Origin of the sequence: Rhizobium sullae, from assembly GCF_900169785.1 — a bacterium.
In the GTDB taxonomy this organism is placed as follows: Bacteria; Pseudomonadota; Alphaproteobacteria; order Rhizobiales; family Rhizobiaceae; genus Rhizobium; species Rhizobium sullae.
The window spans coordinates 1-597 of record NZ_FWER01000198.1 but is presented as its reverse complement, the minus strand read 5'-3'; the positions used below and the strand labels follow the sequence as shown (position 1 = coordinate 597).

The following is a 597-nucleotide window of genomic DNA, read 5'->3' as shown; positions in this document are numbered from 1 at the left end:
CGGCTGCATGTCGGCCGATGCCATTGTCGGGGCGTCGGGCAGACCCATCGCCGATGTCTTTGTCCAGGCGCCGGCCGCCAGCAGCGCCGCGCTCGCACCGAACAGTTGTCGTCTGTTGAACATGGTGAGTTCCTTTCTCAATGGCCGCCGCCGCCGCTGCTTNCTCGCACCGAACAGTTGTCGTCTGTTGAACATGGTGAGTTCCTTTCTCAATGGCCGCCGCCGCCGCTGCTTTCGGCAGCAGCGGCGACCTCGGTCTCTGCCGATGCGTTCGTCGCGCCGCCGCCGTAGATCGCCGGCGCGAGGTTGGCTTCGGCGAGCCAGAAGTCGCGCTTCGCATTGACGGAAAGCAGCATGGCGTTGATTTTGTCGCGGGTGTCGGTCAGCAGCTCGAAGGTGTTGGTGATCATGCCGTTGTAGGTCAGCAGGGATTCTTCTTCGACCTTGGTGCGCAGCGGCACGACGGCGTTGCGGTAGTGCCGCGCGATGTCGTAGTTCGCGCGGTAGGCCTCATAGGCGGATCGTGCTTGCGAGCGGACATTGACGGCCTTCTCGGCGAGCTGGTTTGCCGCCCGCATGTAGGCCACCTCGGCCTTG

General features: G+C 64.1%; 1 pseudogene. It reads right to left on the bottom strand.

Going from position 1 to position 597, the window contains the following annotated elements:
• Positions 1-209: 209 nt before the first annotated feature.
• A pseudogene (locus BN1800_RS39750) lies at positions 210-597 on the bottom strand (TolC family protein); the annotation flags it as partial.